This window comes from Shewanella mytili, from assembly GCF_046765975.1.
GTDB classification, from domain to species: Bacteria; Pseudomonadota; Gammaproteobacteria; order Enterobacterales; family Shewanellaceae; genus Shewanella; species Shewanella mytili.
This window is the reverse complement of sequence record NZ_JBKOUD010000002.1, coordinates 35,615-62,255: the sequence shown is the minus strand read 5'-3', so window position 1 is coordinate 62,255 and position 26,641 is coordinate 35,615. Positions and strand designations below refer to the sequence as shown.

At 52.8% G+C, this 26,641-nt stretch carries 21 protein-coding genes and 1 pseudogene; 7 read left to right on the top strand and 15 right to left on the bottom strand.

The annotated features are described in order from the left end of the window. Positions 1-8 precede the first annotated feature (8 nt). The 3 genes from ACIDEJ_RS03020 to ACIDEJ_RS03010 are packed head-to-tail and all read right to left on the bottom strand — an operon-like array spanning position 9 to position 3,232. Positions 9-617 carry a thioredoxin domain-containing protein gene (locus ACIDEJ_RS03020; RefSeq protein ID WP_411986621.1) on the bottom strand — a complete coding sequence of 203 codons (609 nt, stop codon included), beginning with the start codon at positions 615-617 and terminating at the stop codon, positions 9-11. Positions 618-677: 60 nt separating this feature from the next. Next, positions 678-1,454, bottom strand: coding sequence for a hypothetical protein (locus ACIDEJ_RS03015; RefSeq protein WP_411986620.1), 777 nt, complete (start codon positions 1,452-1,454; stop codon positions 678-680). Between the two features lie 53 nt (positions 1,455-1,507). After that, positions 1,508-3,232 carry an aryl-sulfate sulfotransferase gene (locus ACIDEJ_RS03010; RefSeq protein ID WP_411986619.1) on the bottom strand — a complete coding sequence of 575 codons (1,725 nt, stop codon included), beginning with the start codon at positions 3,230-3,232 and terminating at the stop codon, positions 1,508-1,510. 513 nt (positions 3,233-3,745) lie between these two features. Here ACIDEJ_RS03010 and ACIDEJ_RS03005 point away from each other — a divergent pair. Next, positions 3,746-4,405, top strand: a complete 660-nt coding sequence (locus tag ACIDEJ_RS03005; protein ID WP_411986618.1) for a hypothetical protein — start codon at positions 3,746-3,748, stop codon at positions 4,403-4,405. A gap of 248 nt (positions 4,406-4,653) precedes the next feature. Here ACIDEJ_RS03005 and ssb read toward each other — a convergent pair whose 3' ends face one another. After that, positions 4,654-5,334 carry a single-stranded DNA-binding protein gene (gene ssb, locus ACIDEJ_RS03000; RefSeq protein WP_411986617.1) on the bottom strand — a complete coding sequence of 227 codons (681 nt, stop codon included), beginning with the start codon at positions 5,332-5,334 and terminating at the stop codon, positions 4,654-4,656. A gap of 37 nt (positions 5,335-5,371) precedes the next feature. Further along, positions 5,372-6,739, bottom strand: coding sequence for an MFS transporter (locus ACIDEJ_RS02995; RefSeq protein ID WP_411986616.1), 1,368 nt, complete (start codon positions 6,737-6,739; stop codon positions 5,372-5,374). A 378-nt stretch (positions 6,740-7,117) separates the two neighbouring features. Between ACIDEJ_RS02995 and uvrA the strand changes: the two genes are divergently transcribed. Beyond that, positions 7,118-9,940, top strand: coding sequence for an excinuclease ABC subunit UvrA (uvrA, locus tag ACIDEJ_RS02990; RefSeq protein ID WP_411986615.1), 2,823 nt, complete (start codon positions 7,118-7,120; stop codon positions 9,938-9,940). A gap of 472 nt (positions 9,941-10,412) precedes the next feature. On the opposite strand, the gene ACIDEJ_RS02985 is transcribed toward uvrA, so the two are convergent. Further along, positions 10,413-11,450: a hypothetical protein gene (locus ACIDEJ_RS02985; protein WP_411986614.1), complete on the bottom strand. Its 1,038-nt coding sequence runs from the start codon at positions 11,448-11,450 to the stop codon at positions 10,413-10,415. 355 nt (positions 11,451-11,805) lie between these two features. Here ACIDEJ_RS02985 and ACIDEJ_RS02980 point away from each other — a divergent pair. Then, a pseudogene (locus tag ACIDEJ_RS02980) lies at positions 11,806-12,054 on the top strand (IS481 family transposase); the annotation flags it as partial. A 9-nt stretch (positions 12,055-12,063) separates the two neighbouring features. Here the strand turns inward: ACIDEJ_RS02980 and ACIDEJ_RS02975 are convergent. The 9 genes from ACIDEJ_RS02975 to ACIDEJ_RS02935 form a co-directional block, all read right to left on the bottom strand. Further along, positions 12,064-13,344, bottom strand: a complete 1,281-nt coding sequence (locus tag ACIDEJ_RS02975; RefSeq protein WP_411986613.1) for a winged helix-turn-helix domain-containing protein — start codon at positions 13,342-13,344, stop codon at positions 12,064-12,066. 147 nt (positions 13,345-13,491) lie between these two features. Then, positions 13,492-14,274 carry an ABC transporter permease gene (locus ACIDEJ_RS02970; protein WP_411986612.1) on the bottom strand — a complete coding sequence of 261 codons (783 nt, stop codon included), beginning with the start codon at positions 14,272-14,274 and terminating at the stop codon, positions 13,492-13,494. Next, a complete protein-coding gene (locus ACIDEJ_RS02965; RefSeq protein ID WP_411986611.1) occupies positions 14,271-15,167 on the bottom strand; it encodes an ABC transporter ATP-binding protein in 897 nt (298 codons plus the stop codon). The genes ACIDEJ_RS02970 and ACIDEJ_RS02965 overlap by 4 nt, the downstream gene beginning before the upstream one ends. After that, the gene (gene nosD / locus ACIDEJ_RS02960; RefSeq protein WP_411986610.1) at positions 15,154-16,515 is read right to left on the bottom strand and encodes a nitrous oxide reductase family maturation protein NosD; all 1,362 of its coding nucleotides are present in this window, start codon (positions 16,513-16,515) and stop codon (positions 15,154-15,156) included. The genes ACIDEJ_RS02965 and nosD overlap by 14 nt, the downstream gene beginning before the upstream one ends. A gap of 13 nt (positions 16,516-16,528) precedes the next feature. Beyond that, on the bottom strand, positions 16,529-17,008 hold the full coding sequence (locus ACIDEJ_RS02955; protein WP_411986609.1) for a nitrous oxide reductase accessory protein NosL: 480 nt from the start codon (positions 17,006-17,008) through the stop codon (positions 16,529-16,531). Between the two features lie 6 nt (positions 17,009-17,014). After that, a complete protein-coding gene (locus ACIDEJ_RS02950; RefSeq protein WP_411986608.1) occupies positions 17,015-17,689 on the bottom strand; it encodes a tetratricopeptide repeat protein in 675 nt (224 codons plus the stop codon). A gap of 12 nt (positions 17,690-17,701) precedes the next feature. Next, the gene (locus tag ACIDEJ_RS02945) at positions 17,702-18,436 is read right to left on the bottom strand and encodes an FKBP-type peptidyl-prolyl cis-trans isomerase (protein ID WP_411986607.1); all 735 of its coding nucleotides are present in this window, start codon (positions 18,434-18,436) and stop codon (positions 17,702-17,704) included. Between the two features lie 65 nt (positions 18,437-18,501). Next, on the bottom strand, positions 18,502-18,924 hold the full coding sequence (locus tag ACIDEJ_RS02940; protein WP_411986606.1) for a rhodanese-like domain-containing protein: 423 nt from the start codon (positions 18,922-18,924) through the stop codon (positions 18,502-18,504). A 56-nt stretch (positions 18,925-18,980) separates the two neighbouring features. Then, the gene (locus ACIDEJ_RS02935) at positions 18,981-21,008 is read right to left on the bottom strand and encodes a multiheme c-type cytochrome (RefSeq protein WP_411986605.1); all 2,028 of its coding nucleotides are present in this window, start codon (positions 21,006-21,008) and stop codon (positions 18,981-18,983) included. A gap of 407 nt (positions 21,009-21,415) precedes the next feature. On the opposite strand from ACIDEJ_RS02935, the gene ACIDEJ_RS02930 reads away from it, so the two are divergent. The 4 genes from ACIDEJ_RS02930 to ACIDEJ_RS02915 all read left to right on the top strand — a co-directional run bounded on the left by ACIDEJ_RS02930 (position 21,416) and on the right by ACIDEJ_RS02915 (position 26,390). Then, positions 21,416-23,305, top strand: coding sequence for a heme lyase CcmF/NrfE family subunit (locus ACIDEJ_RS02930; protein ID WP_411986604.1), 1,890 nt, complete (start codon positions 21,416-21,418; stop codon positions 23,303-23,305). Continuing rightward, positions 23,298-23,684: a cytochrome c-type biogenesis protein gene (locus ACIDEJ_RS02925; RefSeq protein WP_411986603.1), complete on the top strand. Its 387-nt coding sequence runs from the start codon at positions 23,298-23,300 to the stop codon at positions 23,682-23,684. The genes ACIDEJ_RS02930 and ACIDEJ_RS02925 overlap by 8 nt, the downstream gene beginning before the upstream one ends. Next, on the top strand, positions 23,681-24,274 hold the full coding sequence (locus ACIDEJ_RS02920; protein ID WP_411986602.1) for a TlpA family protein disulfide reductase: 594 nt from the start codon (positions 23,681-23,683) through the stop codon (positions 24,272-24,274). Before ACIDEJ_RS02925 ends, ACIDEJ_RS02920 begins: the two co-directional genes overlap by 4 nt. Positions 24,275-24,560: 286 nt before the next feature. After that, the gene (locus tag ACIDEJ_RS02915) at positions 24,561-26,390 is read left to right on the top strand and encodes a DEAD/DEAH box helicase (RefSeq protein ID WP_411986601.1); all 1,830 of its coding nucleotides are present in this window, start codon (positions 24,561-24,563) and stop codon (positions 26,388-26,390) included. Positions 26,391-26,641 lie beyond the last annotated feature (251 nt).

Below are 26,641 nucleotides of genomic sequence, written 5' to 3'. Positions count from 1 at the left end.
ATGACTCCTTACTTATTCAGGGTTTTGGCAATGGTTTCATCAAGGTCTTTCAGTGATTTCACGGTTGAGGTGTCCACCAGTTTGTTACCGTTAATCACAATGGCCGGAATGCCTTTTACCAGCGCAATGGTTTTGGCAATGGTGCGGTCATAGGCCAGCTTGTCCTGGGCAGCCGGCGTGCTCAGTGCGGTTTTGAACGCGTCCAGCGAAACCCCGGCGGCGCTCAGGCCAATGTCACGCAAAGCGCCCTGTTTGGCACCGGGGCCTTTCACGGAAGGCAGTTTTTTATCATGCACGGCGCTGTACATGGCCAGCTTGGCACTCTTGTACTGTTTTTCACCGATTTGGCTCAATGCCGCCAGTACCTGGCAGGCTTCAATACCCAGTTCCCCTTTGCTTTCCAGACAGATTGCCTGGAATTTGGCTCCCGCAGGCAAATGTTTGACCAGGTTCGGCGTCACGGCTTTTTCATATTTGTAGCAAAACGGGCAGTAAACACTGTAAACCTTTTGTACGGTGTCTTTCAGTGCTGGTGTGTCGATATTAATTGTCTCAGCTGCGCTGGCGCCAAAAGATAACATTGCAGAAACAAGTGCTGCAGAAAATAATTTTTTCATCATAGTCACCCTATATTAATAATAATTAGTCGATATTTAAAAACCGAGAACTCAAATAAATCAGAAGGAATAACTTGCGCTCAATTCAAAAATGTTGGCTTCGTCTTTATATCCATACCAAGCACTGTTATGTAATAAAGAAGCACCGCCTTTTAATTTTTTGGTAAAGGCATAAGAAAGCGTTAATTTGGCAGAATAACCATTTTTATCGCCATTCATTTCACCAACGCCGCCATACATAATGTCGGCATGTTCTTGTGAACGATCCAACATGCCGGTATAAATTGCTGATACCGCTATCTTATCCGTAACGGGTTTATTAAATTGAATCCGGGTGTAATAACCGCCCCATTTCCCCTGAAAATCCGTACCCCATGCATTTGAACCGCTTGAATACATATATCCGGCAGCAAAGTGCCATTTGGCATTCCAGGCGTTAAGATCATATGACAAACCAAATGCCATATTATTCTCGTAGCCATTAACATTGTAATAGGCAGAATCCACCACCATGTAGTTAAGATTATCAATGCCTGTTTTAATATCACCTTTGAATAACAGTTTATAAGTTTGCCAGTCTTCGCCATGATTGGCAGGGCCACTATAACCTGAAGACTTTTCTATATTGTCAACCACACCCACAGTAACAATGCGCCCCCAATCACCGGCATTAACATGTGCCAGAGACACGGTACTGCGGTCAAACTGATTGAGGTTATTATCCAAAGATTCCTGGTCATGGATTAAATAACCTAACGACACCGTGGTTTGCGCCATCGCTGTACTGCTGCATAAACCAATAACGGAAACTGATAGTAATTTGGCTAAGGTATTCATTATCTGCTCCTTGAACGGGAGTAACATACATTACTCCCATTCAGCATTTACAATTATTGGCCGAACTGGCTGGTTGGATTAATAATCACTGAGCGATAGTGAGGGGTATTGGGTTTGTCAGTAAATACATCAATTTCCACTTTGACTTCTTTGGTATCGTAGTCAACTTCACTCACCTTGCCGATGGTTGGTTGATTGGGCGTAGTCAGATGAATCGCACCGTTAAAACCAAACATGGTGTTATGATCTTTCATGTATTCCACGTTGGAAGTGATGGATGAATACCAGTCATACCCAAGCTCTTTACCGTATTCCCAGGTTTGCTGCACAGTCATGTTTTTCTCATCAATCTTGTATTCCACAAAACGGGAGTACTTCATGTCTTGCAGGGCTGGCTGGTCATATCCGCGGCCATCACCGTTATCAAACACGGTCAGGCGGTTTTTGTCATGGTTCAACCAGGCAGTGTGCTGGGTATAGGTGAAGTCAAAGTCGCCATCACATACGCCGCCGTCGGTACATTTGATTTTATTACCTTTTTTATCAACAGGTTGCAGTAGCTTTTTGGCAAAGTCGCCTTTCCAGCCCGCCCGTGGGGTCAAAATCCATTTCACGCTCTTGTCGCGGTTAATCTTAAACACCCCCTGATGGCGCAGCGATACCACAATGGCGTCGTCTTTGGCGTCGTAATCAATGGAGTTGACATGAGCCCAGTTACGGCCGGCACCAATGCCCGGCACGTCGCCATAAGGCGCGTTGATTTCCATTTCACCGGCTTTCTGGCCCACGTGGTCCATGTCCACGTTCAGGCATACGGCACCCATGTCCAGCGCTTTGAGCAACGCATCTCTGTAGGGATCCAGAATTTCTGCCAGGTTCCAGACATCCACCAGATTGCCGTCTTTGTCCAGTTCCAGAATTTGGTCGCGCACGGTGCGCACCATATCGCCCTGACGGTTTTTGAAATTGCTCTTGGCAGCACGCACCAGGTAATGGCCATTGGGCATCACGTTGTTTTCATGAGATGCATCCTGGTAGCCACGGGGCAGACGCTTGGCGTCAATCTGACCCAACAGGTTGAACGTACCGTAACGCTGGCCGGACACAAAGGTGTAATCGCCGTTGCCGGTATCATGGATCCCCATGAAATAACCACGCATGTTAGGGTTGATGTCAAAGCCGTTATATACGGTATCCTGATCCAACCACCAACGGACTTCCCCTTGCGTATCAATAATGTAGTTCATAGGTGCCATTTCAAACGGCATGGCGCCCATGGCTGGGGTGGACTCGAAAATCCCCGCGCCCTTGGGTTTCTGACCAGACCAATGCAAATCAGACCCCTGATGGTTGTAAGTGCCGGAGTTAATCAGGTACAGGCGATCTTCAAACCCCTTGGCAACTTTCACTACCTTGGCTTCCTGCATCACGGTCAGGCTACGGTTGTCCACGTATTTGTTGGTGATGCTACCGGTTTTAATCTTGTAATCTTCCTTGATTTTTTTACCATCAAGGGAATATTCCAGCGTCACATTGTTATCGTAATCGGCATACAGGCCAAATACCGGAATACCATCATGGGTATTCATGGTTTTTTGCCCAACGGTATAATTAATATCAACCCCGTGCTTGCCTTTACCATGTACAATAACTTTCACGTTTTTGGGATGTTTGCTATTTAAATCAATCAATGCGGTGAGCGGAGAAGCGCCATAGGGGTTAACCAGTGCAGCGCCCAAATTTCCCACGGCAGGCGCAGGCGGGAAACCTGCTGCCATCGCTGAACAAGACCCTAAATAAATTGCTGTCATTAATGCAATTTTGGAAGTTGTCTTTGTAATCATACATCCATCTCCTTAGTTGGCTGTTTATTACAGCCATTATCAAAACGATGTTGTTATAACTCGTTAGTTAGTATTCGATTTAGTCAGCTGCTGAGTTAACGAAAAGATATACTGTGGCGAAATGAAAAACTGGTATTAGAAGATTGTTAATTTTGAAACCTGTCCGGCTTACATTGATCTGCTTCTCAAAAATCCTGAAGTTTTTGCCTTGCCTCACTAAATATTACTCATAAATTATTAATAATTTTTATTTTTTGTGATTTGCTTCTTGTTTTTTTATCAATAATGAACATTGTCAAAGTTTCATCCCATGCGGTTTGAAGCCTTTATCCCTTTAGCGCAACATGGTCTCTAGCAACTGAAGTTTATATATAAAAATTAGCCAACATTAAAAACGATTAATGGCAATTATTTAGAAAAATATAAAATTAAAAAATCGGGGAAATTATGAAAGAAGATTTTATTAAGCAAGCCAAGGTTGAAATTTCCAAGCATGGCCCAGGCGGCATTAGCATATTATCACTTTCTAAAGCAATTGGCGTTCCCAAACAACAACTCTACGCAGAATTTAATAATCGCGAAGGCGTAATGGCTGCGGTACTTACCGACCTTTTTGTCGGGCTTTACAATATTAGCGTTTCCATTAATGATGTTGAAAATTTCAATGTACTTGAAAAAATCACGGCTTATTATGCACTTTGCGTAATGAAACCATTACGCCGTAAAAAAGAGATAGGCGTACATTTTTTATTGCACAATGCCCCTTTTTGGGAAAATCTCGACGGTGAAAAACGGATTGAATTAGAAGACGCCTATTTTTTGCATTTTAATTTTATTGAACGGGTGCTGGAACGCCACCAAATAACCATCAACAAAGACGAATTGATGGGGGCAAAATTAAAAATGCACTCGCTGGAAAGAGGCATGCTGCTGATAAAACTCAATATCTTCACGCCTTGCAAGTGTTGCCAGGAAAAAGACATCATCCATTTCATGGCAAGGGAAGTCGCCATGCTGTTTAAAGAAATCGCTCAGGACATCAACGAGGATAACGTGGCCCACTGGATTGGGGATTTTCTCAGTTCAATCCCCAACTGGGCGGAATGACCTGGCCCCAAACGGCCATAACGCTGTGTTGCATACCCCGTTACCATCATCAGGGCATGTTCGGGTCTTTTATACCCGCTGTTATCACTACCTCCCGGAGTTGCCAAAGGAATGGCTAACACTCCCCTACCAATCACGGATTGATAACATCTTCAGGACTAGGGCGATAACAATAAAAAACCCAGCATGTTTGCTGGGTTTTTTACCTTTAAAAGCGTTCAAGTGAACACGTTTAAAAAATACAGGTGTTAGAACGGAATATCGTCATCCCAGCCATCATCCAGATCCGGGGTGTAATTCTGCTGTTGTGGCTGTTGCTGTGATTGCTGGTTTTTTTGCTGCTGAGGCTGTGACGGCGCCTTGGGAGCATAACCACCGCTTGATTGCTGGGGTTGCTGCTGATAAGCCGGAGCCTGTTGCTGTGGGGCGCTGTATTGGGCTTGCTGCGGTTGCTGCTGAGCCTGTTGTTGCGGTGCATATTGCGGTTGCGACTGCTGCGCACCGTACTTGTTGCCACCTTGCGGCGCACCATAACCACCACCCATGTTACCGCCCTGCTGCTGTGCCCCACCCTGATTTTGCGAGCGGCCACCCAGCATCTGCATGCTGCCTTGCATATCAATCACCACTTCTGTGGTGTAACGGTCCATCCCGCTCTGATCTTTCCATTTGCGGGTTTGCAAACGGCCTTCCAGATAAACTTGTGAGCCTTTGCGCAGATATTCACCAGCAATTTCGGCCAGCTTGCCGAAGATGACGACCCGGTGCCATTCGGTACGTTCCTGTTGCTGCCCCTGTTGATCCTTCCAGGTGTCACTGGTGGCCACAGTGATATTGGCAACCGCATTGCCATTCGGCATATAGCGCACTTCTGGGTCCTGCCCCAGATTGCCCACCAGAATTACCTTGTTAACACCACGACTGGCCATGAAACTCTCCTGCGATTCTAAATATTTTGTGTTCAGCTTAATTGGCAGAGCCTAGCACAGCTCGCGCTGCCGTTAAATCGAATTGATCATTGACTTTGAGATAAGCGACCTTTTCTTCCAGCACCACAATGGCTTCTGCCACCCCTTCCAACTGGGATAATCTCGCGGCCATTTGCTGCGCCTGCTCCCGGCCTGCCACGGTGGCTTCCAGGGTATAACTCTTGAGTAATTTGGGGTTTTTCATGCCCAGTGTCAGTGCCAGCCACAGTAGCATCAGCCCCACCGCCACCGTGAATACCCCGGCAGAACCCAGCAACTGATAGGCACCACCGCCCAATAAGCCACCGCAAAATGCCCCCAAGAACTGGCTGGTGGAGTAAACCCCCATGGCAGAGCCCTTGGCGCCCATGGGACAGAATTTGGAAATAAGGCTCGGCAATGAGGCTTCCAGATAGTTGAATCCGGTGAAGAAACCGATGATGGCGATGCTCAGGGCCGCCAAGCTGTGGGGCAGTAATGCCATCAATGCCAGCGCCAATGTCATGATAACCAGCGCTATCTGGAACATCTGTTTGGTATTCTGCCGTTTTACCCCAATGATGATCATCGGCACCATCAGGATGAATGAACCGACAAATGCCGGGAAATACAGCAACCAGTGCTGCTCTTTTGCCAAACCGGCATCCACCAAATCCAGCGGCAGCGCCACAAAAACCGCCGTCAGCACCAGATGCAGCAAAAAAATTCCCGCATCCAGCCGGAACAGTTGCGGGTCTTTCAGCATTTGCCACAACTTGCCGGTTTGCGCCAACGTATCGCCCGCTGGGGCATGATGGATGGGATTTGGCACCAGCAACTGCATGATCACCATGCCCACCACTGCCAGCACCGCAGTAAGGGCAAACAGGCCACTTAACCCCAAATGCTGCGCCACCACCGGCCCCAGTAACAGGGCTGCGGCAAATGATGCGCCAATGCACATGCCGATAATGGCCATCACCTTGGTGCGTTGTTCGTCACGGGTTAAATCCGCTGCCAGTGCCAACACCGCCGCCGCAATGGCGCCCATGCCCTGCAGTGCCCGCCCGGCCACAACGCCATAAATGGTATCCGCCATGGCCGCCACCACACTGCCGATGGCAAACAGCACCAAACCGCCAATAATCACCGGTTTGCGGCCGATTTTGTCAGACAAAATTCCCATGGGGATTTGCAGCAAGGCTTGGGTCAAGCCGTAGGCACCAATGGCAATGCCCACCCACAATGGTGAAAACCCCTGCAGATGCTGCCCGTAAAGCGCAAACACCGGCATGATCATGAATAAGCCCAGCATGCGCAATCCAAACACGCCGGCTAAGGAGAAGGCGACTCTTTTCTCAGTTCCGGAAAGTCCAGCATTGGCCATGTTGTTTTTGCCCTGAGTTCAGTTTTATTTAAGTGGATGAAGTTTAACACGAAGCTTTTTTTTCACCCAAAGGGAAATCCCCGCTAGCGGGAACACAATTGCTAAAAAAACATAACTACATGTAATGAATTAAAATTATTTTAATTAAATTGCGTTCATGTGTGTCAAAACCCGGGCAGTAGCCACCTTGATGGCCCCGTTTGCCACACCTGAAGGAAAAGGGAAAAACCCCCATGGCATCATGGTTATCAACCCTTAGGGCATCGTCATGACCCCTGCCCATTTTCTCTTCGCGCTGATTTTGTACCTAGGAGCTGATGTGGATTTGTGCAATACTAGATGTCTTTTTCCTCAGCCAGCAGTCAGTTGTTTTCAGCGATGGATAAGATCGAAATCCGCGGTGCCCGCACTCATAACCTGAAAAATATCAATCTCACACTCCCACGTGATAAATTGATTGTTATCACGGGGTTATCCGGTTCAGGCAAATCGTCTTTAGCGTTTGACACCCTGTATGCCGAGGGGCAACGCCGTTATGTGGAGTCATTATCCGCCTATGCCCGGCAGTTTCTGAGCCTGATGGAAAAGCCCGATGTGGATCACATTGAGGGCTTGAGCCCGGCCATTTCCATCGAACAAAAATCCACCTCCCACAATCCCCGTTCTACGGTGGGCACCATCACCGAGATTTACGATTATCTGCGGCTGCTGTTTGCCCGGGTGGGGGAACCTCGCTGTCCGCTGCACGGGGAGCCGTTGGCGGCCCAAACCGTGAGCCAGATGGTGGATCAGGTGCTGGCGCTGCCAGAAGGCGAGCGCATGATGCTGCTGGCACCGGTGGTGCAAGGGCGCAAGGGTGAACATGTAAAACTGCTGCAAAACCTGGCAGCCCAAGGGTATATCCGTGCCCGGATTGACGGCGAAGTATGCGATCTGTCCGATCCGCCAGCGCTGGAGCTGCAAGTCAAGCACACCATCGAGGTGGTGGTGGACCGCTTCAAGGTGCGCGACGATTTGCAACAACGGCTGGCGGAATCCTTTGAAACCGCGCTGGAACTGTCTGGCGGCATTGCCACCGTGGTCAGCATGGACAACACCGACGCCAGCCCACTGCTTTTTTCGGCCAACTTTGCCTGTAGCCAGTGCGGTTACTCCATGAGCGAGCTGGAGCCCCGACTGTTTTCCTTCAACAACCCGGCCGGTGCCTGCCCCACTTGTGACGGCTTGGGCGTACAGCAGTATTTTGATCCGGAGCGGGTGATAAGCAACGATGAACTGTCACTGGCAGGCGGAGCCATCCGCGGCTGGGATCGGCGCAATTTTTACTATTTCCAGATGCTCACCTCTTTGGCGGAGCACTACGGTTTTCAGGTCGAAACCCCCTTTGCACACTTGCCGGAAAACATCCGCCAAATCGTGCTGTACGGCTCCGGTGAAGAAAACATCGCCTTTCGCTATATCAACGATCGGGGCGATGTGGTGATCCGCAACCATCCGTTTGAGGGCATCCTCAACAATATGGATCGGCGCTACCGGGAAACCGAATCCAATGCCGTGCGGGAAGAGCTGGCAAAATACATCAACACCTGCCCCTGTAAAAGCTGCGGCGGCTCGCGGCTACGGGAAGAAGCCCGTCACGTGTTCATTGGTGACGTGACCCTGCCCCAGCTCACCAACTGGTCCATCGGCCATGCCAGCCGCTATTTTGCCGAACTGCAATTTGACGGACAAAAAGCCCAGATTGCGGAAAAAGTGCTGAAAGAGATCCAGGACAGGCTGGGCTTTCTGGTGAATGTGGGACTGAATTACCTGACCCTGTCACGCTCCGCCGACACCCTGTCTGGCGGTGAAGCCCAGCGTATCCGTCTGGCCAGCCAGATTGGCGCCGGCCTTGTGGGGGTGATGTACGTGCTTGATGAACCCTCCATCGGGCTGCACCAGCGCGACAACGAGCGCCTGCTGAGCACCCTTACCCACCTGCGGGATTTGGGCAACACCGTGATTGTGGTGGAACACGATGAAGATGCCATTCGCAGCGCCGATTACATTGTGGATATCGGCCCTGGCGCCGGAGTGCATGGCGGGGAGGTCATCTGTGCCGGCGAGCTTGATGACATCACAAAATGTGAGCAGTCACTTACCGGACAGTACTTGTCAGGCAAGCAGCAGATTACCGTTCCCGGCCCGCGCACCCCGTGCAATCCTGACAAAATGATCCGATTGTTCGGCGCCAGCGGCAACAACCTCAAACAGGTGGACTTGGCCATTCCCGTGGGGTTGCTTACCTGCATTACCGGGGTTTCCGGCTCCGGTAAATCCACCCTCATTAACGACACCTTTTTCCGTATCGCCCACAAAATGCTAAATGGTGCCACGGTTAACGAACCGGCCCCCTACGAACGGGTGGAAGGCATGGAACTGTGCGATAAAGTGGTGGCCATTGACCAAAGCCCCATCGGCCGAACCCCTCGCTCCAATCCGGCCACCTATACCGGAATTTTCACCCCCATCCGCGAGCTGTTTGCCGCTACCCAGGAAGCCCGCACCCGGGGTTACAAACCCGGACGTTTCTCGTTTAACGTCAAGGGTGGGCGCTGCGAAGCCTGTCAGGGCGATGGCCTGATAAAAGTGGAGATGCACTTTCTGCCGGATGTGTATGTGCCCTGCGATGCCTGCAATGGCAAGCGCTACAACCGGGAAACCCTGGAGGTCAGATACAAGGGAAAAAACATTCACGAAGTGCTGAACATGACCGTGGAAGAAGCCTGCGGTTTCTTTGATGCAGTGCCCGCCATTGCCCGAAAACTGCAAACCCTGATGGATGTGGGCTTGTCTTACGTGCAGCTGGGGCAAAGCGCCACCACGCTTTCCGGCGGCGAGGCCCAGCGGGTAAAACTGGCCAAGGAACTGTCAAAACGGGATACGGGCCAAACCCTGTACATTCTGGATGAACCCACCACCGGGCTGCATTTTGCCGACATCCAGATGCTGCTCAACGTACTGCACCGGCTCAAGGCCCAAGGCAATACCATTGTGGTGATTGAGCATAATCTGGATGTGATTAAAACCGCAGACTGGATTGTGGATCTGGGGCCAGAAGGCGGCTCCGGCGGCGGTACCATTCTGGTGGCCGGCACACCGGAACAAGTGGCGCAGCACGCCACCTCCCATACCGCACGTTTTCTTAAACCCTTGCTATAAACGGCCAAGGCCCTTCGGTGACCGCAACCAAGGGCCTTGATACAACGTTTCAGCCATGCTGAACACTGTGGATTTTCCTGGATGCCATAGTCTGGCACAGAATGGTATCGCCAGTACATGCGTGCGGCTATGGGGGACATGGCAAAACCCCAAATCCTTAGGCGAATGGTGCAATGTTTCTGGGAGGATTACCGAGCAAATCTATATGAGATAGAAGCTAGTAGGGGAGTATTAGGGCGTGAAGCCTAATATGCTGTTACCTCAAACTCCAACTGACTCGTATAGCCTGCGGCCGTACACCGATGGCAACATTAATTGATGGAAAACAGATTTGGGCAGAAAAGCATTTAGCCCAGCTCTAATCTGACAACAGCACCCAAAAATCGGATAACGTTCAGATCAGGTCTGAGCTAGTACAAATTATTTGATCAACAACGTCAGGTGACTTTTTGACACTATATAATGCTGTTTTCTAACAAGGAACAATGAACGATGCATTTGTGCAGTGAGTGTCACCGTTAACTGTTGAACAAGTTGTGACATTATATTTGTTTAAGCACATGCCACCACCATTATTAGAGCCAGAGTCATTACCACCCATACCACCACCACTTGAGCTACCGCTTTCTATGGTTCCTTTTTTCTTAATATAGTCTAAAACACAGTTTGAAAGCAAAGTCTTGGTTGTATCAATTTGGCTACCGGTTCCAAAAAGCATATCTACTTCAATACCATCAATAAATGATGCACCTCTCTGTAGTGAGTAATTAAAGTTAATCTGCCTCTTTCCATCGAAATTTATTTCACCAGCATAGTTAACTTCAAAAACAAGAATATTATCTAGACTATTACCGTAAATTTTGCTTATGTAATTTTTCATTTCATTATGTTGAAATGAAAATTTGGCACCAATTCCACCTTTTTCAATTGTTAAACCGCCGCCAGTAAATTCTGTATCAGTGATAAAGTCATGCCAAGAACTTGATCTCATCTTCGCTGTTAACTTATTACTAAAATCTTTATGGACTGTTCTGGGATCTTGAAAATATGAAATTGGAGAGTTTTTACAGATATCACTAGATGCAGATACCCAAAGTACAGATGATTGATTATATTCTGTATTAGATATTGATTTTAAAGCACTTTTAATATCTTTATCTATAGAATAAAAACTATCTAACAGCGATTGTTCTTTAGATGATAGAGAAAGCTCTTTGACTGTTGTTGTGAAATCAAATTCTGCGCTAGTTGTTACTTGGAATTTATAAGCGATCTTAGTATCAGGGTTGGCAACAATTAATTCCTTCTTTGCACTTTTACAAACATAACCACCACCACCAAATTCTTCCTGATAACCTGGCTTCTCCCAATGGCAAGATGGTGCTTGGAAATGTTGTTCTGCAACTTTTACGGCTTGCTGATAATTACATGTATTACAAGAATAAACATCAATATTAGATGCTAATGAAAAGAAAGGAATAAAAAGAAATGATATAGCAATTTTCTTCATAATGACTAAAATTCCATTTTTATAAATTGATTTGTCAAATCAAAATTAATCTTATCAAGATACGTTTTACTTTAATAGAAAAACATGTCAACAAATATCGACATAATTTACAATTTATGTAAATACATCAAAATGATTGTTAATTTTATATCCGAAAACTGATTAAATAATAACCACTTTATAAATGTGTGAGTGATAATTCGGCAGGTTTACATTTAAATATTGTTTGATGAGTTACAACACAAAGACGATTTGTTAGTCGCGACTAGATCTGACACATCTACTTGAAAAGGTGAGCGTTACCCGGTTTGATAAAGGTGTTGAAGCTTCAATCAAAACAAAAGAGGTAACTCTCATGCTGCATATTAACAATCCCATCATTAAACACAAAGCAGGTTTGCTGAATTTGGCTGAGAAGCTCGGCAACGTATCCAGGGCCTGCAAGATCATGGGCGCGTCCCCAATATGAAAAACCCCGTCGACGACCCAATTGAACCAGCGGTGATTGAATACGCGCACCATTGAGTTCCCTGCACACGGTCAGGCCAGAACCCGCAATGAACTGCGCACACAAGGTGTATTTGTTTCCGGCAGCGGGGTGCGCCCAACAATCTCAGAGACTGACCTGGCTGTAATTGGTCCAAGCGACGATGTTGCCCATCAGCGGCACCAGCCACACGGCGGTTTTGCGATCCTGATGAATGCGATAGAAAAACAGCTCCTCGTCACGAATGTCGTGTTTGCGGATTTCCCGGTAAAAATCCATGGCGGAATGGCTGACGTTTTCAGGTTTTATCAGCTCTTTTTGGGTGATGTGAACCTGGAAAACATCGGCATGGTGCCCGGAAATGTCCCGGTGATAGCGGCGAAAATGCCCGCGCAAGCGGTATTTAATGGGCGTGGTAATGCAGTCCTGATCCGTCAGGCAGGCCGAAAAATAAAACTGGCCGCGATCTTCGCTTTCATACACCAGCGACATGTTCAAATCGGTGCGCACCAGCAGCTCGCCGGCCACCGGGAAGTAGATGTCGGCATGATAGTTGTGCTCGGTCACTTCGCCATCGCTACCGGCGGGCGGCAGGATGATGCGGTTATAACGGATGCGCTGCTCCATCTGCTTGCTCAGCGGAATGAACTGCTGCATGTTCAAGCCGGCAGGTTCCGGCTTCATGGCGGTGATGTTGATAATGCCTTCACCGGCACAGTCGCCAGTGTCTGCCCCCGGGCAGATGGCAAACGAATAGTTATGGCCATCGGTGGAGGCAAAGGCGCCGAAATGCTCCATGCCCTCAATGCGGTTGCCTTCCGGAGCCAGATGTTTTTGCCACATGGATGGGTGCAGCGAGTCCACGCCATCGAGATAATACAAAGGCGCCACGGCATGGGCACCGCCAACATTGAGCAAAATCTGTTTGTCGGCTTGCCAGTGATGCACCTGCTTTAACATGGTGTGGGCATCACTGAAATACCACCATAAGCTCAGCGCCAGTACCAACAGGGTGATGCCGAAGATTTTCACCGGCAGGGAGACCCCCACCAAGGCTTTGCGAATGGCCCGGCCATCGTTGATGGCCAACAGGTGCACGCTGGAGTTTTCAGAGATGGTCAGCTCGTAACCCCGGCGAGCCACGGTTTTGAGCTGGATTTCCGGGTAGGGTTCCAGTTTTTTGCGCAGGGTGCTGATGCATTGGGTCAGCGAGGTCAGGGCCACCACCCGATCAGGCCAGCCCACGGCCAGCAAATCTTCTTTACTGAAGATGGATTCGGGTTTTTCCAACAGGCAATTGAGGATCTGCGCTTCTGAATAGGAGAGCGAAGTCACCGAGCCATCTCGTTGATCTACTAACTGCTGAGCCTTGCTGTCGAGCGCCAAATAGGGAGTAAGCTGCGCCATCATAACTCCTTGATGATTTGACTGGATCCGGTTCCCCGAAGCCAAAATCCAACTGCTGATACTAGCGGTCGCCAGGCCCGGATAATGTGATGCTTTGCGCAAATAACCCTTTGGATAACATGGATAAACATCGTAGCGTTAAACCGATCACAGTTGCCGTAGCCGGAACTGGCGCTGCACGATGAACCACAGCAAGGCCAGCCATAGCCAGGGTTGCAGGTACAGTAAAAATGCCGGCACCTGACTACTGTGCTGATTGAGCAGGCGAAAGGCGCTGGCGGGATTAAGCAGCTGCAGCCATTGCAACACCTCCGGCGCCATGTGGCTGTCGGTGGCCACGGCCAAAATCAGCAATACCAGATCATACAGCAGCACCAACAGCAACCACAGCAGCAACACCCAGGCCAGTGCCTGGTTACGGCTGCGTACTTTAAGGCTGATGCCATAGCCCACCAGCAGGCAAATAAGTGCCAGCAACCAGCCACTGCCCAGCAACAGCAACCACGGCTGCCACAAAGCCTGCCAGCTGATGGCCGATGACCACAAGGGCAACAGCCACAACACCCCGTAACCGGCAAGGCAGGCCAGCAGCAGCGCCGTGCCCTGCCCCAGCAACTTGCCCAGCAACCACTGGGATTTGCTGATGGGATAGGTCAGCATCAGCAGCATGGTGCCTGACTCAGCCTCACTGACAAAAGCATCGGCGGCCAGCAGCAGGGCAATCAGCGGTAACAAGAAGCAACTGAGGCTCACCAGCGAGTTGAGCAGTTGCGCCAACGGCGGCAGTTGCAATTGCCCGGCCACGGCGCTGCTGCCAAAGGTTACCGCCAAGGTGAGCAGGGCAAACAGCAAGGATGATAGCCACAACCAGCGGCTGCGACGGGACTCCAGCAGCTCCCGCCGGGCTATGGTGTAAATAATGGGGTTCATACTGCCTCTTTCAATGCTGCGGGGCCGGAGCGGCCGGCCAGAAAGTAACGAAACAGTTGCGCCAAATCCGGCGGCTGCAATTGATAGTCCACACAATGCCAATGCTGCATCAGGCGCTGGCTTAACTGGGGCAGCAATGATGGCGGAAACTGCAGGGTTTGCTGTTGCAGCCAGGGTTGCAACACCGAATCCTGCCACCACTGGGCGCCGTTGGCGGGCAGTTTGATGCGCCAGGGCAAATCGGCCTGTTGCTGCAGTTGTGCCAGGGTGCCACTGGCGGCAATGCGGCCTTGAGACAACAACAGCACCTGATCAAGCACCGGCTCCACCAGCGCCAGCTCGTGAGTGCACACCACAATGCTGCACCCCTGGGAGCGCAACGCCTCCAATGCCTCATACATGAAGGCGGAGGCCAGAGGGTCCAGCCCCACGGTGGGTTCATCCAGCAATAACAGTTGAGGACGGCTCAGCAAAGCTTGGGCCAGCCCCAAACGCTGGCGCTCGCCTTTGGAGCACACTTGCAGTGGCTGGCGGGCGCAATGGGCCAGACCAAACTCGCTGAGCAATTGTTTGACCCGACCAGCGCTGACACCTTTAAGGCTGGCAAAATACTGTAGCAACTCAGCCACCTGCATTTGCGGATAAAAGCTGACGTTTTCAGGCAGGTAACCCACGCTTAACGGCTGTCGCCCGGGCTTGTCCCCCAGCACTTCCAGGGTGCCTTTGTCAGGCTGGTACAACCCAAGCAGCAGTTTTATCAGGGTGGATTTACCGGCACCGTTGTGGCCCAGCAACGCCAGCAACTCACCTTCATGCAGCTGAAAACTCACCTGTTGCAAACGGGGGTGTCCCCCCAGACTGATGCCAAGTTGCCCGGCATTAATGGTCAGCATCGGTTACCTCCTGTAGCTGTGTGGCGATGTGGGCCTGCACGGCGTTGTTCCGCTGAGCGTCAGCCGGGGCATTTTGCGTGTCATCCCCGATGGGCACTGCACCGAGCAGCGGATGGGAATCGGTAATGCCCACATCTTTTTGCAGTGCCAGAGTGGCGCTCAGCCAGCGCAACAACTGCACCACCGGGCTGTCGAGCAGTTGCTGGGCAGACGGGTACAGCCAAAGCAGGCGATCCAGTGCATCGTTGGGCTGATAGGGATGGTCACCCACCCCGTCGCCGTTCAAGTCCCAGCCCTGATAGCTGCTCCAGTAATTGCCCCGTCCCTGATGGCTCCACTCCAGCGCACGGGTGCCGATATAACGCACCTGGGTGTGGTTGTGGATCATGCTGTTACCGTAAAAATGGTTGCCTTCGGCGCCCATGGCCACGCTGATGCCGATATCACTCACGGCAAAGCGGTTGGCCCGTATGTGGTTGTCCCGCGCGTCGTAAATGAACAGGGCCTTGCCCTCGGTGCCATCTTGCGGCCGGGCGCGGGGATTATGCACTTGTGTGGCCAGATTGCGCTGCACCACGCTGTTGGTGGTGACGTTCAGCAATATGCCGAAATCCACCGCATCGCGTACCTGGTTGTCGGTCAGGGTGATGTCTTTTGAACTCATCAGGGCGTAACCGCCCGTTACCGACTGCGCATGGTTGTGCCACGCCACGTCATCGTGGGTATACATGTAATGGATGCCGTATTGCAGCTGTTGAAATTCGTTATGGCTAAGGCGACTGCCGTTCACGTCTTCCAGATAAATCCCGTCCCGCACATTTTGCATGTGGTTGCGGTGCACCTGGGGGTCGGTCACATAACGCATGGCAATGCCGTCGCCCCGATCCAGCACATACAACTGGGGGTCGCCGCTGATGGTGCAATCTTCAATGACCGGTGCCTGCAGCTGCTCGGCATAAATGCCATAACCCGGCCCTTGCAGGGTGAGATGGCGCAGTTGCGCCCGATGGGCGCCGGGCAGCAGTTGCACGCCGGCATCCAGGCTGAACACGTCATCGCCCCAGTTGCGGATGGTCAGGCCGGCCACCCGAGTATCCGCCGCGCTGATGAACAAGGCACTGCCACTGCCGTTTCCCACCAGCGTGGCGCCGGCTTGCCCCTGCAACTGCAGCGGTTTGGATACCGTCAGCGGCCCCGGATAATCACCGGCGGGCAACACGATGGTGTCGCCGCTGGCGGCATTATCCAGCAAGGGCTGCAATGCCTGCCCGGGCTGAGCCTGCCAGTTGGCGGCCCAGAGCAAGGGAGCAAGGCACCACAGCAATAAGCCAAGGGTGAGCCTTTTCATCAGCAAGCACACCTTAATGTGCCCCCTCCAGCAAACTCAACGTGACATCTTCATAGGCCAATACCCGGCCACCCCAAGATGCGGCAAAAGCCTCGGCAGCTTCGCGGCTGGAAAACGGTGCCAGTGACGGGCCCATGGCGCCCTTGCGGCGCGAGCCGTACACATACCAGGCCTTGGTGGCATCCATGAACGCGCTGTCTTCTGGATGTTCCCAGTCGGTGCGGCCGGCATCATGCACATACATGGCCTTGATGCGCCGCTGGTTTTCCGGCTGCAGGGCAAAGCTGAACATGTCACGGGTGGCGCAGAATTTTGGCACCATGCCGTCGCTCATCAGCAGTTCGCCTTTGGGGCCGGGATGCTTGTGGATCACCATGCCGCACAAATGGCAGCGGTCATGCACTTGTACGGCTTCAGGCATGTTGTTGTTTTGTGATTCGGCCGGGCTGCAACCCAGCAGCAGTGCGGACGCTAAAAGTAACCATTTCATCATGAGTGTTTATCCTTCCATTAAGGTGTCTGTTTGTGACCCCAGTGGCGATGTTGCCGATGGGGCCAGTAAGGCGTTGGCATTGCGGATGGCATTTTGCAGCGGTTGCTGGTAGCCCTCCGCCTGGGGTTGGGCCAACAGCCACTGCCACTGTGCAATGGCGGCGGCATATTGCTGGCGTTGGAACAATACGTTGGCCAGCAGCAACCGCGCCTGAAGCTGTGCCGGTTCCTGCCTGAAAACCTGATGTAACAGCTGACGGGTGCTGTCGCTGAGATGGCGTTGATCCCGGTAATACTGCAGCTCGGCCAGTTGGGCCAACTGCCAGGGCTGGGCACCGGTAAGGTCAATGAGTTGCTGCTGCAACGCCACTGCCTCCGGATACAAACCGCCCTTGGCATACAGCGCCACCAACTCGGCCATCAGCGTTTGGTCGTCGGGTGCCTGTTTCAGCTGGCGCCGGGCTTCGGTAATGCGCCCAGCCAATTGCAAATCAATCTGCTGATCCACATAGGCATGTTGCCATTGGCCAAAAGCCCCCAACTGGCTGTATGCCAATGCGGTGGTGCCGCTTATCAGCACCACCAGCCATAAGCCGCGCCGCTCCCCGCCTTTGCAGGATGCGGCGCGCCACCACAGCAGCAGCGGCAACAACAGCAATAATCCCAGCAACACGCTTTCCATCACCGCCCCCTGTTACATGCCGGGCATCATGCCGCCATGGCCTTTTGCCGGTTTTTCCACTTTGACCAGCTCCACCTCAAAAATCAGTGCCGACTGGGGCGGAATGGCGCCAGCGCCATCAGCGCCGTAAGCCAGTGCCGCCGGAATGAAAAAGCGGGCCTTGCCCCCCGTGTGCATCTGGCGAATGCCCTCTTCCAGCCCCGGGATCATGGTCATCAGGGCAAAGCGCACCGGCTCATCGCCGCTGTTTTCAAATTCGGTGCCATCCAGCAAGGTGCCGCGATATTTGGCGGTCACCACATCTTCCGGCTTGGGCGCGGGGCCGTTGCCTTTACTCAGCTGCTGATATTGCAGGCCGCTTTTCAGGGTGGTGACACCGCTGGCCTTGGCATTTTTCTCGAAAAAGTCGCCAGCGGCCTTGCGGTTGTTTTCCGCCAGCAGCTTGCGCTGGGCCGCACGGGCCTGATTCAGGGTTTCTGCCCGTTGGTTCAACAAGGTAACGGTTTGTTCGTCGGTAAGTTTTGCCTGATTTTTCAGGGCGTCCACAAAGCCTTCAATCACCAGTGACACATCAGCATTCGCGCCAAGCTTTTGCTGCTGGTAAAGCTCGTTGGACAGATAATTTCCCAGTGATAACCCCATGCTGTAAGACTCTTTGTCCTGCTGGGTTTTCAGTTCGCCTGCCTGGCTGCCCACGCTGACACATAGGGCAACACCACACAGCCATAGTTTTCTGTTAGGCCACATCTTTTTTCTCCCTGCTTCTCGCAATGTTATTGGTTGTCTTCGGCATGTCCGTTGGCTTGCCCGCCTCATGGCTTGGCAATCGGCCGCCCGGAAATTCGCCAGCCATAAATGCCGTCAGGCATCTGGCGTACATCGGTATATCCCAGTTTCATCACTGCGCGGGCTGCCAGTACGCTGGAGGTACACAAGCGGTTCACGCAGTAAAACACCAAGGTGGCATCCTTGTTTTCAGGTAACAGTTTTTTCCAGTCGCGCACGTTGAAAAACACCGCGCCGGGAATGAAACCGTCGCCCCAGATTTCCAGGGTGTTGACATCGTAAAAATGCACGCCGGGTTGCCCCATGAGGGATTCGGCTTCGCGCATGGAGATCTGGTTCAACTGCTGGTCATAACGCTCTGCCGGACGCAGCTCGCCGCCACCGCCGCCAGCCCAGGCATTGAGCGTCATCAGCCCCAGCAACAGTATCCAGCCACAGCATTTGTTCATGATTCACTCCTTCCAAGGCTTCCGGCACACGCCGGAAGCCTGTTCGATGGCAAGGACTATTTACTGCCCTTCATGATGGCCTGCGCCTGGGTGACGTAGGTCAGTGCGGTTTCCAGACGTTGACGGGTGTAACGCGGTGCGTGAACCCCCCAAGAACCGTCTTTTCTGACCAGTTCCAGCGCGTCGTTGGCTTTTTCAGTCAGCAACAGCACCTGGGTCTTGTCAGCAACCGACAGGTTGGATTTGTGCACTTTGCGGTTAACCTGTTTCACGGCGGCTTCCACCTTGGCGTAGGTTTCTTTCACCGGTGTCTGCCAACCCATCACTTTGCCGTAGATCTGTTTTTGATCCTTGAACTGCAAAGCCGAGCCCATCTTGGACTGGAACTGGCTGTGACAACCCTTGTTATCCACCACGTCGTGGTCAGAAACCGAGGTACGGGCACAGCTCCACATCAAGTCCACATAACCGTGACCGTCTTCATCCTTGGCAATGGTCCAGCCTTTGGTAGAGCTCTTGCGTGGCTGGCCTTCCGGTGGATTAAGGGTCTTGCGATCCGGACTGATGTCGATTTTCCACAGGTGGGATTTACGTACCGCATCAAACCCGGCATGGTCGGGATACTGAATGGCGGTGAAGTTTTCACAACTGCCCATGTTGGGCATGTGGCAGGAGGTACAGCTGGATTTGCTGTGGGTTTTGGTGTTGCGTGCCATTTCAGCCTGGGCTTCGTGACAATCCACACACTGTTTTTTCAGCCCCGGTTTGGTGAAACCGGATTTCCAGTCGTTGGCGGTCACTTCATGAGGGTCATGACAGGTAGAGCAGCGCATGCCTTTGTCGTAGTGACTGGACATGAACATCTGAGAACCTTCAGTACCGCAAGAAGGACAGGCAGACTTGAATTTGGCGTTAAAGGCGTATTCCAGTTTTTCCTGACCCTGTGGCGTTTCAGCCTGAGAGTCAATGTAGTTGAAACGCTGGTGACAACGTTCACAGTTGGAAGGCATGCCGCCGCCAATGCCGCCGTCCAGGTGGCCACCGGCGCCATGACACTCTTCACAGGCAATACCGCGGCTGATGGTGTGTTCCTGCAGTTTTTTGGCATCGCCCAGGGCGTCGAAAAACTCATCCTTGGTTTTGAAGTCAAACTTGAAGGTATGACACACTTCGCAATAGGAGCTGGCAGGCTGGAACAGGAAGTTCTTGCCATAGCTGGCGCCGTAGGAGGTCATCCCCCACTGGTGTGAACCGCTGCCGCCGAATTCTTTCATTTCGGTGGGGAAATCAGGGATCACCTGCTTGATTTTCTTGGCCACTTCCGGGGTCAGCCATTCAGCCCAGCCACGGGAGAACTGGTTGCCGCCGGCCACCAGGGTACCGGTACCGTCTTTGAGCAAGCCGCCCTCAATATGGTATGAGCCGCGCACCAGCCAGTTATCAATGTAACCGTATTTGGTTCTGGGAGTACCGATGGTGGCGTAGATGGTGTCCGGGGTGATCCCGTCGGCCAGAATGGACGCCTGGGTGCCGTACAGTTTTTTCTTCAGGTCGTTGTCCACTTCCGGATGTTCTCCGGGGAAGCGGATGGTCTGGGCATGGCGAGAACGTTTCCATTTCTCATACTGCACCTGGTGGCACTCGCCACATTTTTCCGGGCCCACAAACTTGTTGGGATAATCCAGAATGGATTTGGCCCCCAAACGATACTGCACAGCGGCCGGGTGGCCGGCACGCTTGGCAAATTTGGCACTGCCGCCGGCTTCAAGATATTCCTCGCCCCGGTCAGAAACCTTGTATTCCCCCTTGATGCGCCCGTCGGCCGCATATTTAAAAATCGGGTGGTGCTCAAACAGGAAATCAAACAGCTCTTTTTCCTGCACCACATAGTCGTCCAGCGTTTTCACGCCGCGGGTGGGTTCTGTCAGATCCGGGTGAGCTATCACTTCCAGAGCGGCTTCGCTCATGCTCTTGTTGTTATGTCCCGGTTTGCCGTCAGAGGTCGCCATCGCCGGGCTGACTGCTACCGCAGTGCCCAGGCAAAACAGTGCGCTAGCAACTGTTCTGGTTTTCCATGGTTTCATCACTCTCTCCTCGCATATTTTTAGTGGTTTGGCCTGCACGATACGGCAACTCCCCTGCGGCAATCTCTGTCTCAAGGGCGCCATCCGGCATGGGCGCCGGACAATAATGAGCAGCCGGCCGGGGCAAAAATCTGCGCTGGCGCACATGGCAAAAAGTGTTACATCTGAGAAATTATAAAAGCAAAAAACATGTTTGTTTTTAATCAGTTAAACAACTAACACCGCTAACAATTCAGTTGTAAAAACCCGCTTTTCAACTCTAAAAAGTTCTCAAAACCGCGCTGATTTATGAAAAATTCACAATGGCGCAACTAACCAAAAAGGGATCACAGTTTGTGAGCTGCCATCTGCCTACAGTCGGCAAAACGGCGTAAGTGCCCATGGGGGCATGACTAAAGGAGATGGCGATGACGGCAGAAGCAGGACACCTGTTGCTGATCCTGGCCACGGCAATGATGTGGGGCACGGGCATCAACCTACTGTTGCCCGCACACCAGCGCAACAACCGGCTGGGCCAATGGCTGGCAGACGGTGCCACCGGCGCCCTTGTGGCCAGTTACCTGCTGCTGAGCTGGTGCTTTGTCAGTGATGATTTTTCAGTGCGCTATGTGGCGGATAACAGCAACAGCCAATTGCCCCTGCTATATAAGGTGGCGGCGCTGTGGGGCAGCCATGAAGGTTCACTGCTGTTATGGCTGCTGATGCTGGGCGGGTTATTGCAGTATTTTCGCCGCAGTCCGCTGGCATTATTGCGCCACCAAGGGCTGGCCATTCTGGCCATGCTGGGCGCCGCTTTTGGCAGCATCATTCTCAGCAGCGCCAATCCGTTTGTGCGTTTGCTGCCAGCCGTACCGCCAGAAGGGCGGGATCTTAACCCCATCTTGCAGGATATCGGCCTGGTGCTGCATCCGCCGCTGCTTTTTGCCGGTTATGCCATGCTGGGCGCGTTGTTTGCCGCCTGCGTGGCCATTTTGCTGGATGGCCGTTTTCAGCTGGCACAGCGCCCACTGCAGCGACTGGCCATACTGAGCTGGTTATGTCTCAGCGCCGGTAACGTGTTGGGGGCCTGGTGGGCCTACAGTGAACTGGGCTGGGGCGGCTGGTGGTTTTGGGACCCGGTGGAAAATGCCTCGTTCATTCCCTGGCTGCTTACCACCGCGCTGCTGCATTGCCTGCTCAAAAAACAATTATCCTCACAACTGGCACGGCTGAGCCTGCTGCTGGGCATTGTGGCCTTTGGCAGTTGTTTGCTGGGCACCTTTTTGGTGCGCTCCGGCATTGTGCAATCGGTACACGCCTTTACCAGCAATGCAGGCCGGGGCACCTTGCTGCTGTTACTGATGGCGCTGTTTTTGCTGCCAGCCCTGTGGCTGTATGCCGCCCGCAGTCCCCGGCTCAAATGCCGCGGTCAATGGGCGTCGGTATCCTTGCTGCTGGGGATTGCCCTGTTGCTGGCGGCAGCATTTTCCGTGCTGCTGGGCACCCTCTACCCTTTGCTGTGCGAATTGGCCGGGCTCGGCAGCCTGTCGGTGGGTGCCCCTTATTTCAACATGATGTTTGTACCATTATTAATGCTGATGGCATTGCTGATGGGCTGGAGCTTCATTCGGCCCAATCACCGCTACTGGTTACTTGGGCCCTGGCTGCTGACCAGCGCTCTCTGGCTGTGGCTATTTCCCGGCCACAACCCGCTGTATACCCTGATGGGCATGGCTGCTGCCAACTGGCTGCTGTTGGCGGAAATCCAGCTGTGGCTGCCCGGCAGCGTGCGCCCGGGCAAGGCCGCCCGCCTGGCGCATTTTGCCATTGCCATTGCGCTGCTGGGCGGCACCTGTAGCAGCCAGTATGAAACCGAAGCGTTACTGCGCATGGGGCCGGATCAAGGGCGAACATTGCAAGGCAGCTTTGGCCAATACAGTTTTGTTTACCGCCAAACCCGTCCGCTGGAGCAGCGCGCGTATCATGCCATGGTGGCGGATATGGAGCTGTATCGGGGCACTGACCAGTTCATCACCACGTTATTGCCCCAGCGCCAGACGTTTCGCAGTAACGGCATGGAGGTGACAGAAGCCGCGGTATACCACCACTGGCTGCAGGATTTTTATGTGTCCCTAGGGCAGCAATTGCAGCCCGGGGAATATCTGGTGCGCATCAGCATCAAACCGCTGATCAGCTTTTTGTGGCTGGGCGGCTGCCTGCTGCTGCCGGCAGCGCTGCTGGCATTGGCACCGCGACGCCAACGGGCCAGGCAAGCGGGCACCGCGCCCCATTGTGTTACAGGAGTTGTGTATGAGTAATGCCCACTGGCGCCAAATCATATGGCTGATGACACTGTTGCTGGGACTGCCGGCACTGGCAGATGAGCCCCAGGCACTGCTGCCGCTGAGCAACCAGATTGCAAGAGAGCTGCGCTGCCCGGCGGCTGTCAACCAAAGCCTGTATGAATCGGAAGCGCCCATCGCCTCAGAGCTCAAGGCACAGATTTACCAAATGCTGCAGCAGGGGAAAACCCGGGAGCAGATCATCGATTTCATGGTGCAACGCTATGGCGAAAGAATTCGTTACCAGCCGTCGCTGAACCCTGCCACCTGGCTATTGTGGGCCGCGCCGTTGCTACTGGTCATCGGTTGTGGCGCGCTGTTGCTTGGCGGCCGAAAACAGGAGATGCAGCCATGAGCATGCAAAAATGGTTAACACGCGGAATGCTGGGGCTGCTGTTAACCCTTGGCAGTTATGCCGCCCATGCAGGTGACAGCCCCTCCGACGGGATGCTGGCCCATAAACCCATGGTATTGCGCCAGTTGGTTATCATGCAGCATCCCCAAGCACTGGCAGACATTACCCTGACCGATGATAAAGGGCTGCCCCGCAAACTGACCGACCACCCCGGGCGCATCACCATTCTCAGTCTGTGGGCCACCTGGTGCACCCTGTGCGTGCGGGATCTGCGTCACCTGCAGCAACTGGAGGCCAAACTGGATCCGCAGCAGATTGTGATTGTGCCCCTCTCCATTGATACCGAGCTGGCACTAATCGCGCCGTTTTTGCAGCAACACCAGTTGCATTTCAAGCGCATGTGGCGCGATCCCCAACAACAGCTGGGGCAAATTCTGCCCACTGACGTGGTGCCCGCCACCTTCTTGCTCGACGCCCAAGGACAACTCATGGGCTTCGTGCGCGGTTACGTGGACTGGGCCGATGACGCCGTGGCGCCCTATCTGCGCCAACTGGCGGCACATTCGCTCAAGGAGGCATCACATCCTTAAACCGATTCACTGGTCTGTTGGCCATTTGGGCGTAGTAAGGCACGCAATGATTTTTGCCAGCCATTTTTGTCGCCGCCTTCCCTTCCCTGTGCGCCAAGGGCGGGGAAGGGTTTCTTTTTTTATGACTTGGCCAAATATATGCATTATGTTTGCCATAACACTGGATATTTGTTGCGCATAGCGTTATAATTCGCCTCTTTTTAAACGGAAAGTCAACGCGGGGTTGATTTTCCTGCTGTAAAATCTTTTTTGCGTCTTCTACACGCACCCACAAGGCTACAATTCAATGTCATCCAGTGAACTGACTTTCCGTGAACTCGGGCTTTCCGAGGAGTTGCTGCGCGCCCTAAACGAGCTGGGCTACGAGCATCCAACCCCCATCCAAGCCGCAAGTATTGCCCCTCTGATGGAGGGAAAAGATATTCTGGGCCAGGCTCAGACCGGTACCGGTAAAACCGGCGCCTTTGCTCTACCGCTACTCAACGCCATTGACCAAAAATGCAATGCCCCGCAAATTCTGGTTCTGGCCCCCACACGGGAACTTGCAGTTCAGGTGGCAGAAGCATTTACCAGCTACGCCAAATATCTCAAAGGTTTCCACGTGCTGCCCATTTACGGCGGCCAAAGCATGCACCAGCAGCTGCAGGCGCTGCGCCGCGGCCCTCAAGTGGTGGTTGGTACCCCGGGACGGGTCATGGACCACATGCGTCGCGGCACCCTGAAACTGGATACCATCAAGGCACTGGTGCTCGATGAAGCCGATGAAATGCTCAAAATGGGCTTTATTGACGACATTGAATGGATTTTGGATCAAACCCCTGATGACCGGCAGCTGGCACTGTTTTCCGCCACCATGCCAGAACAGATCAAACGGGTGGCCAACAAGCATCTTGAAAGCCCCATCAACATCAGCATCGCCGCCAGCCACACCACGGTTGACTCCATCGAACAGCGCTTCATCCAGGTATCACAGCACAACAAGCTGGAAGCCCTGGTGCGGGTGCTGGAAGTGGAAAACACCGAAGGCATCATCATCTTCGTGCGTACCCGCAACTCTTGCATGGAACTGGCTGAAAAACTCGATGCCCGGGGTTATGCCTGTTCACCCTTGCATGGTGACATGAACCAGCAGGCCCGTGAACGCGCCATTGATCAGCTGAAAAACGGCAAGCTGGATATCCTGATTGCCACCGACGTTGCCGCCCGTGGTCTGGATGTGGAACGCATTGGCCATGTGATTAACTACGATATTCCTTACGATGCCGAAGCCTATGTGCACCGCATTGGCCGTACCGGCCGTGCCGGCCGCAGCGGCATGGCCATCCTGTTTGTGACCAATCGTGAAATGCGCATGCTGCGCATGATTGAAAAAGCCACCAACAGCCGCATTTCTCCCATGAAAGTGCCAAGCCCTGAAACCGTGGCTGAGCGCCGCCTGTCCCGTTTGGGCGATCAGGTAGCGGAAATCCTCCACAACGAGCAGCTGGACTTCATGAAAGGCGCTGTTGCCCAATTGTGCCAGCAACTGGAAGTGGATACCGACATTCTGGCCACTGCCCTGTTGTATCAGGTGCAGCAGGAACGTCCGCTGCAATTGCCGCCCATGCAGGAGCGGCAACGGGATGTTCAGGATCGGAAATTCCAGAATGGTGAAGAGCGGGGCCGGCGCCGTAGCAGCAACCGCGCCACCCCGACAGATTTGGGCAATGCCGAAAACCTGAAGGATAACCCGGACATCAAGATGTGCCGCTACACGCTGGAAGTGGGCCGTGATCACGGCGTGGGCGTAGGCAACATTGTGGGTGCCATTGCCAACGAAGCCAATATCGACAGCCGTTATATCGGTCAAATCCAGCTGTTTGATCAGCTCAGTACCGTTGACCTGCCTGCCGGCATGCCCAAAGACATTCTGATGCACCTGAAAAAAGTGCGCGTATGTGGCCGCCCCATCAACATCAAGGAAGTGGGCGCCCAGATGGACGGCAAAGACAGCAAGCCCCGTCGCAGCCGCAAAGCCCAGGATGACCAGGGCCATGAACGCAGTCCGCGTACCGACCGCAGCAAACCCCATGTGGAAGGTGAACGCCGTCCCAAACGCAGGGAACGCCGCGACTAAGCCTGCACACGCCAGTGCACGCTAATCCAAAGAGGAGCCTTAAAGGCTCCTTTTTGCTATCTCAAGCCATATTGGGCCGCCAATGATGGAAAATCACTCTTATGTGGGCTTCCCGCCTTTTTTACCCGCTAACGGCATTGTTAATTGACGCGAAATCTCCCCGGTGTTGACCCAAAATGTCATGCAAGCTCACACCGCCAGCCACCATAAAAGCGCGCATCATCACAGAGTGATGCAGGTTCTTGACCTAC